This is a genomic window from Paracraurococcus lichenis (genome assembly GCF_030657435.1).
In the GTDB taxonomy this organism is placed as follows: domain Bacteria; phylum Pseudomonadota; class Alphaproteobacteria; order Acetobacterales; family Acetobacteraceae; genus Paracraurococcus; species Paracraurococcus lichenis.
The window spans coordinates 1-7,317 of record NZ_JAUTWS010000151.1 but is presented as its reverse complement, the minus strand read 5'-3'; the positions used below and the strand labels follow the sequence as shown (position 1 = coordinate 7,317).

Genomic DNA, 7,317 nt, shown 5'->3' with positions numbered 1-7,317 from the left:
CCTTGCTGCGGCCCGACGCGCCCAGCGCGGGCTCGGTAAGCCGGAAACCTTCACCTTCCTGGGCTTCACCTTCATCTGCGGCCGATCCCGCCAGGGACGCTTCCTGCTCAAACGGAAGACCCGGCGCGACCGCATGCAGGCGCGGCTCAGGGATATCAAGGAAGGGCTGCGACGGCGCAGGCACCAGTCGATCCCCGAACAGGGGAATTGGCTGCGGCAGGTCCTGCAAGGCTACTACGGCTACCATGCCGTGCCGACCAACCTACCGGCCCTGAGAGCATTCCGGGCCCATGTCCTCCACCTCTGGCGCCGCTCTCTCGAGCGGCGCAGTCAGAGGGCTGGCATGACCTGGGAGCGCATGGTCAGGATAGCCAAGGACTGGCTCCCCAGACCGCGCATCCTCCATCCTTGGCCGAACCAACGCTTCGCCGTCAAACACCCGAGGTGGGAGCCGGATGCCCGAATTGGGCCCGTCCGGATCTGTGCGGGGGCGCCCAGTAATGGGTGTCCCTACCGCGATTAACCGCTCGACATCGTCTTCGGAGCAGCCTGAGGCTCCTCGCCCATCCCAGCCGGGCTGGTTCAGTTATCAGCGGACAAGCCCTTCTCGCCCGGATGTTCCGATCTCAAAACACAAGACAATCCCTCCGGCAACGTCGAGATCGTTTTGGGGTAGTTGAGAGCCGGTCATCGGCGGTCATGGCCACCGGTGACGTAGGCGCGGCGGCCAGCAAGGCCGGTCCCGGCGCCTAACTGGACACCGCCGTCGGCCTGGGGGACCGCGAGTGGCGCCACCGTCACAGGAAACACGCCGCCCCGCCGCACACCCAGGAACTGCGCAACTTTGGCGCTGACATTGAGCATGCGGCCGTTCGTCCCAGGAAGGCGATCGCGGACCCTCACTATTGCTGTTTGGCCATTCCGCAGATTGGTCACCCGCGCGGTCGACCCGAGCGGCAGGCTGCTGCTCGCTGCAATGGACGTCTCTGGGTCATAGCGGCCCCCGTCTGCCATCGTCTGCCCGGCGAGGTTGCTGGCGAATATTGCCGCTTGGCCCCGCAGAACGCGTCCAGATCGGTCGACGGTAGTCCGGGACGCCTGCTGCGGCGCGTCGGCCGCGGGCTCATTGCCTCTGGCAGTGTCTGCCAAAGCGAGCGCGAGCACCGTCCCGTAGATCAGCACCCGTGTGCCCATTGCCGCCAGCCCGGTCGAATGACATCCCGACAACGAGCGCGCGGATTTGTCCCAAGTTGCGTGCCCCTGTTTAACAGGGCGCGGGTTGCCATAGGCCCTGCCTGGCGCGGTACGCAGGCGTCAAGCGCTCGGGCCATATCCATGGCCCTGTGCGGTTGTGTTGAGAGGTTTGTGGCAGGTCGTGAATGTCCGCGATAGGAGCCAGATCACCGCGAGAGCTATTCGACTTCATCGTCGCCGAGCTGATGGTCCGCGAGCGCGAGGATCCGCGGCGCATTCGCCCGGTGCGCGTCGCCCTGCAGAACCAGCGCGACAACCTGCTCGCCTTCGCCGGCGTCCTCGATGTCGAGCTTGCCGCCATCGCACGCGCCTACGCCGTCCCCGAGCCCCTCGTACGGGAAGCCTGCCTACTGCACCGGCTGCCCACCACCTCACCCGTGTACTGGCAGAGCTGGAGTGCACTGCGAGCGCGGATGGGAGGCAAATTCGACGTCCTGTTCGACGCCGTGCACCGGGCATGCCCAGCGCACCAGCTCGCTCGTGGAGAACCTCAACTCGCGGCTGCGCGCCTACTTCACCTTGCGCCGCCATCTCGGGGGCGCATACCTCGACCTGCTCCGCTTCTTCCTGAACCACCGCCGCTTCCTGCGCAGCCGGCATGCCGAGCGGCAGGGCAAGAGCCCGCGGGAGATGATGACCGGCCAGGGCCATCAGCACTGGCTCACCCTGCTCGGCCTGGGGCCGCTTCAGCCCCGGCGGGCTTGACGCGGGGAGGCTGACCGCCTCCCGCACAGGGCACATCGCACGTCGACATCCAGCCCTCACAGGCCGGCGCTCTTCGTGCGCCCGTGTTATCCAAAACTGGCCGATTCTGAACCATGCCCCGGCCAGGCATCGCACGTCTCCCGCAGGCTGGTCGCCGCCGCGTCGCGGGACTGCTGTACGAGCCCAGGGGATGGGGAGTGCTGCTCGTTGCCTTCTCCCGTGCTGTGCCGTGCCGTGTCGTCCATCGCGCTCGCCTTACCTGGCCCGTCAGACCGCCGCCCTCCGATGCGGCCCGCTCCGGCTCGATCCGGAGCAACGCGGCAGCGGCGGGGAGGGCAACCGACCGCAGTGGCACCTCGCGCTGGGCGGCGGGGAGGCACTCAGGTCGCGGCGCCGCCTGCCCCGTCGAGCACCCGGGCGATGGTGCCGAGGACCTCCTCTGCAGTGTAGGGCTTGCGCAGGATGGCGGCGGCGCTGTCCGCGCGCGCCCGGATCGCCGCTTCGGGCAGGGAGCTCAGGACGATGACGGGGATCCCACGCAGGGCCGGGTCGGCCGCCATGGCCGCGAGCATCTCCGCACCACCCATGACCGGCATCATCATGTCGGTCAGGACGAGATCCGGGCGCGGCGCCTCGGCCAGCCGCTCCAGCCCCTGGCGTCCGTTGGCCGCGGTGACCACCCCGTAGCCCGCATCCATCAACTCGGCCTCAAGCGCCAGGGCGATGAGCGCCTCATCGTCCACGACGAGGATGGTCGTCATTGTCCCCCCGCTCCGGAGGGTGGCCCGTCCCAGGCTGGGCGGTCCCGCGCGAAGCCGCTCAGGAGCTCCTGCGCTCCCTCGAACGCGCCCGCCAGCGAGAGACCGCGCCTGCCCTCGAGGACGAACTCGCGCAGGCCCGGGTCGAAGCCGCTGCCGCGGACCTTCACCACCGAGAGAAGCCGCCGCGACCGCGCGTGCCGCTCGACGTACCGGAGGGCGATCAGGTTCTCGACCAGGGACGAGACACCGCTGACGGGGAGCTCGATGCCGGGGCCGACGACGTCGCGCGTCTCCATGGTGTAGAGCGCGGTCACCCCGCGTGCCCGCATCTCGTTCACCAACACAGAGAAGAACCGGCTGAGGCGTCCGGGCTCGACCGAGCTCTCCGTGAAGCCGCCGAGACCGTCGAGGAACAGCCGCCGCACGCCGCGCCGCCCGAGGGCGTCCAACAGCCGGTGCGCCAGCGCATCCTGGAGGTTCTCGCCCTGCGGCTGCCAGAGGATCTCGACCTCGCCCCGATCGACGGCACCCCCGAGGTCGAGGCCGAGGCTGGCGGCCTGCTGCACGAGACGAGGCGGCGTCTCGTAAAAGCCGAAGAACAGGCCCGGCTCGGCCGCACTGGACCCGCACGCGTAGTGCAAGCCGAGCGTCGTCTTGCCGATGCCCGAGGGGCCGAGCACGCCCGTGACCGTCCCCTCCGGCAGCCCGCCACCGAGCATTGCGTCCAGGCCCTCGACCCCGGTGGAGAGCCTGCCGGACCGTGCTTCGTCCGGCCGCGTGGTGACGCGAAAGGCGGCCTCCACGCGCGGGTAGACCACCAGGCCCTCCTCCGTGATGCGGAAGGGGTGGCGTCCCGGCAGGTAGTCGCTGCCGCGGAGCTTGTTGACAAAGAGCCCGCGCTCGGTACGCGAGCCGAAGCGGACGTCGGTCAGTTCGACGATGCCGTCCACCATGGTGTGCTCGGGCGGGACGGCCTGGCCCTTGGCGGTGGTGAGCAGGAACACTGTGCACCCGTGCAGTCCCGCCTGGGTCTGCAGCTCCTGGATGAAGGTCTTGAACTCGGTGTCCGAGGCCGCTCGGTCCTCCGCCGCCACCAACCCGTCCAGGACCAAGACTGTCGCCTTGCGGGCCGCGACCTCGCGCCGCAGCAGCGTCACCAGCCCGGGCAACCCCTCGCCCTGGAGCGCACCGAAGCCGCTGATGTAGGCGACCTGGTCCGGCAGGCGGGCGGCATCGAAGAAGCGCATGGTGCCGAGGTGCAGCAGCATGCGGGCATGCGTCTCGGAAAGGAGCGTGACGTAGAGCGCCCGGCCGCCCGTGGCAGCGTGGTGGTAGCAGATCTGGTTGCCGAGCGTGGTCTTGCCTGCCCCGGGCACCCCCTGGAGGATGTGGATGCCGCCCCGCGGGAAGCCGCCCTTGAGGACGGTATCCAACCCCGGCACCCCGCTCGGCACCCGCTCGATGGTGTTCACTTCGGCCATGCGCCACTTCCCTGTTGCTCGGAGCCGCCCAGGAGCAGCGTGACCGTGAATGTCGTGCCCTCGCCGGGCGCGCCCTCGACGGCGATGGTGCCGCCCATCGCCAGCACGAGCTGGTTCGCCAGCCACAGGCCGATGCCGAAGCCGCCATGCTCGCGTCGCGTCACGGCGCGCTCGAAGCGCCCGAAAATGCGGGCGCGGTCCGCTTCGGAGATGCCGATGCCCCGGTCCCGGACGGTCAGCCGGGCGGTCCGGCTGTCGGAGGTCAGAGCGACAGTCACGGGTTTGCCCGCGCCGAACTTGATGGCGTTCGAGAGGAGGTTCTCGGCCACCTGCTCCAGCGCGAGCCGGTCCCAGGTGCCCACCACGCCCTCCTGCAGGTCCGTCTCGAGCGGGCACCGCGCCAACCGCGCCGCCATACCCGCGCGGTCCACCACGCCCCGGACCACGCCGGTGAGGTCGACCTCAGCGGGCTCGATCCGGACGTTCCCCGCCGCGATGCGCGAGACGTCGAGCAGCGCGGTCGAGCGCCGCACGAACTCCCTGACCGCGAGCTCCAGGATCTCCAGCCTGGGCGCCAGAAGCTCCGGGCGGCACCGGCGCGGGTCCCGCGCCGCCGCGAGCAGGCCGCCGACCTGCATCAGGATGGGTGTCATCGGATTGCGCAGCTCGTGCGCGGCGATGGCCACGAACTCGTCGCGCGCCCGCACCGCCTCGCGTAGCTCCTCGATGAGGCGGTCCTTGTCGGTCTCGCCGTCTCGGCCGCCGATGCCGTTCATGCAGCCCCCGAAGATTTGCCGTTGCGCCCGCGGATCTCCCCGCCCGTGGCAGGACAGTCCCCCCGGGGCATTTCGCCGGACCGGCGCCTGCGCCGCGACGCCCTCGGCCGCGAGGGTGCCGATCCCGCCCGGGCCTTCCCCCCGCCTTGATCCGCCCGATCCGGCGCCGCAGCCGTGCCGCCCATTGCCTCGCCCTCCGGCCGAAGGACGGCCTCGCGCGGCTGGGGAACGCATCCGCGGTTCCGTGGCTCCCGCGCGGTTTCGTTGCCGGGCGGGCACGCGGACTGCCGTGACAGCGACAGCGGCCCAGCGCATCGTCCGAAGTACGAGAAATCCCAGTCAGGCGCGTGTAGTGCGCCTGGATGCTGCCCCAGAGCGCGCCCTCGGTGGCGATCCGCACCGGCTCGGGGGTGACCGCCAGCCGGTCGATGCCGAGGGAGGCGAGGTGCGCCGTCCAGGCGGCCTCGTCGGCAAAGACCTTCGCCGGATGCGCCGCCAGTTGCTCGATGACCGGCCCGGCCAGGGCGCGGCTGCGCATGTATTCCAGCGCCGCCGCGTTGATCACGTACGCGCCGTGGCCGGCCCGGAGCACCGACAGGAATGCCAGGCGCGACTTCGAGGCGCCGCTGCGGAAGGCGGTGAAGCGCGCATCGCCGATCTGCGTCGTGAAGGCGTCCTGCCGGGCATGCCGGGCCGCGGTGTCGTCCACCGTCACCCAGCGCGCGCTCGCCAGGCCGGCCCGCAGCACCTCCCGGTCCTCGGCGACCAGGTCGTCGAGCCGCGAGGTCAGCAGCGGGACTGCCGCAGAATTGGGGGTCTGCCACCGAGAGCGGGTATGCTCTGGCTCGTTTTCCCCGCTGAGGTAGTGCCGACGTGGCCTGGATCGTGAGACTGGTGAGCGTCGAGGCCGACGGGACGGAGCACAGCACCGACGTTGTGCAAATCTCCAGGCCCGACACCCTCGCCGACCTGGCCAGCCTGGGACTGACCCTGGCCGAGAGCAAGCAGCTCCTGGCCGGGGTGCAGCAGGAGATCGTCGCCGCGCAGGCCCGTCTTCATGCCGCGCTCCGCCCGGAGTGCCGGGACTAAAGACTACCTGATTACGCGGCTTCCTCAGCTGGCTCCGGGGTAGTACAAACCAAGAACAGTGGTGCGCTTACAAGGGGGTAGCCGTGGCCCGTAACTCAGTGCAGTTCCAGAAGGAGCTCAGCGAAGCCGAGTTCGAGCGGCAGTACGGTACCGAACAGGCCTGCCGCGACGCGCTGTTCCGCTGGCGCTGGCCCGAGGGCTTCGAGTGCCCCGCCTGCGGCGAGCGGCGACACAGCGCCATCAAGTCGCGCCAGTTGTTCCAGTGCAGCGCCTGCCGGCGCCAGACTTCGCTGACGGCCGGCACCATCTTCGCCGCCACCAAGGTAACGCTGCGGACCTGGTTCCGGGCGATCTACCACGTGACCCAGACCAAGCAGGGCATCTCCAGCATCGAACTCGGCCGCCGCCTCGGCGTGACCCAAACCACGGCCTGGACCATCAAGCACAAGCTCGGGCAGGTGATGCTGGAGCGCGACGCCAAGCGGCAGCTCACGGGCCGGGTTGAACTCGACGACGCCTATCTCGGCGGCGAGCGCTCGGGCGGCAAGCGCGGCCGTGGCTCGCCCGGCAAGACGCCCTTCCTGGCTGCGGTCGAGACCACGCCGGAGGGCAAGCCGGTGCGGCTGAAGCTGTGCCGGGTGCCGAGCTTCTGCAGCCGCGCCGTCGAGGACTTCGCCAAGCGCGGCCTGGAGCGGACCTGCGAGGTGGTCAGCGACGGTCTGCCCTGCTTCGCCGCCGTCACCAAGGCAGGGTGCCGACACACGGTCATCAAAACCGGCTCGGGCGCGCGGGCGGCACGCACACCAGCCTTCAAGTGGGTGAACACGGCGCTGGGCAACATAAAGGCCGCGATCACCGGCACCTACCGCTCGATCGCGCCGAAGCACGTGCCTCGCTACCTCGCCGAGTTCCAGTACCGCTTCAACCGCCGCTACGACCTTGCCGCCATGCTGCCGCGTCTCGCTACAGCCGCGTTGCAGGCGCCGCCGATGCCCTACCGCCTGCTCAAACTGGCTGAGGTTTCCGCGTAATCAGGAAAGACTATCGTCAGCATGAGGTTGCTACACTGTTTGGTCAGGTGACGGTCCGGCTGCCCCGTTCCCACTGTGCCGGATGCGGCTCCGCCGAGGCCGGCGTGGACTGGCCACCACGTGTCCGCTCAACCCCGGAGCTGGACCGGTTGCGCGCCCAGCTCTCTGCATTGCTGACCTACCGGACCGCGGCTGACCTGCTCGGTCAGATGTTCCCAGT

8 protein-coding genes are annotated in these 7,317 nt (G+C 69.8%); 3 read left to right on the top strand and 5 right to left on the bottom strand.

The annotated features are described in order from the left end of the window. Nucleotides 1–229, bottom strand: a 229-nt coding sequence (locus Q7A36_RS41885) for a hypothetical protein (RefSeq protein WP_370655779.1), incomplete at its 3' end; no start/stop codon positions are given. 458 nt (nt 230–687) lie between these two features. Next, complete coding sequence (locus tag Q7A36_RS41880) at nt 688–1,194, bottom strand: septal ring lytic transglycosylase RlpA family protein (protein ID WP_370655778.1); 507 nt, start codon at nt 1,192–1,194, stop codon at nt 688–690. Nucleotides 1,195–1,734: 540 nt separating this feature from the next. Here Q7A36_RS41880 and Q7A36_RS37310 point away from each other — a divergent pair. Beyond that, complete coding sequence (locus Q7A36_RS37310; RefSeq protein WP_305108865.1) at nt 1,735–1,959, top strand: hypothetical protein; 225 nt, start codon at nt 1,735–1,737, stop codon at nt 1,957–1,959. Between the two features lie 380 nt (nt 1,960–2,339). Here Q7A36_RS37310 and Q7A36_RS37305 read toward each other — a convergent pair whose 3' ends face one another. From Q7A36_RS37305 to Q7A36_RS37295, 3 genes are read right to left on the bottom strand one after another with little or no spacing between them, the layout of a single operon-like run. Beyond that, on the bottom strand, nt 2,340–2,720 hold the full coding sequence (locus Q7A36_RS37305) for a response regulator (protein ID WP_305108864.1): 381 nt from the start codon (nt 2,718–2,720) through the stop codon (nt 2,340–2,342). Next, nucleotides 2,717–4,201, bottom strand: coding sequence for an ATPase domain-containing protein (locus Q7A36_RS37300; protein WP_305108863.1), 1,485 nt, complete (start codon nt 4,199–4,201; stop codon nt 2,717–2,719). The genes Q7A36_RS37305 and Q7A36_RS37300 overlap by 4 nt, the downstream gene beginning before the upstream one ends. Further along, nucleotides 4,189–4,977: a sensor histidine kinase gene (locus Q7A36_RS37295; RefSeq protein ID WP_305108862.1), complete on the bottom strand. Its 789-nt coding sequence runs from the start codon at nt 4,975–4,977 to the stop codon at nt 4,189–4,191. The genes Q7A36_RS37300 and Q7A36_RS37295 overlap by 13 nt, the downstream gene beginning before the upstream one ends. Before the next feature lie 894 nt (nt 4,978–5,871). Here Q7A36_RS37295 and Q7A36_RS37290 point away from each other — a divergent pair. Both Q7A36_RS37290 and Q7A36_RS37285 read left to right on the top strand, forming a co-directional pair. Continuing rightward, entirely contained in the window at nt 5,872–6,066 is a 195-nt protein-coding gene (locus Q7A36_RS37290) for a hypothetical protein (RefSeq protein ID WP_305108861.1), read from the top strand. An 83-nt stretch (nt 6,067–6,149) separates the two neighbouring features. After that, nucleotides 6,150–7,097 (top strand): IS1595 family transposase, encoded by a 948-nt coding sequence (locus Q7A36_RS37285; protein ID WP_305108860.1) that lies wholly within the window; start codon nt 6,150–6,152, stop codon nt 7,095–7,097. The last annotated feature ends 220 nt before the right edge of the window (nt 7,098–7,317 follow it).

Bases quoted from the DNA above. Each gene is read 5' to 3' on its own strand.
- Q7A36_RS37305 (WP_305108864.1), bottom strand. From the start codon at position 2,720: ATGACGACCATCCTCGTCGTGGACGATGAGGCGCTCATCGCCCTGGCG.
- Q7A36_RS41880 (WP_370655778.1), bottom strand. From the start codon at position 1,194: ATGGGCACACGGGTGCTGATCTACGGGACGGTGCTCGCGCTCGCTTTG.
- Q7A36_RS37300 (WP_305108863.1), bottom strand. From the start codon at position 4,201: ATGGCCGAAGTGAACACCATCGAGCGGGTGCCGAGCGGGGTGCCGGGG.
- Q7A36_RS37295 (WP_305108862.1), bottom strand. From the start codon at position 4,977: ATGAACGGCATCGGCGGCCGAGACGGCGAGACCGACAAGGACCGCCTC.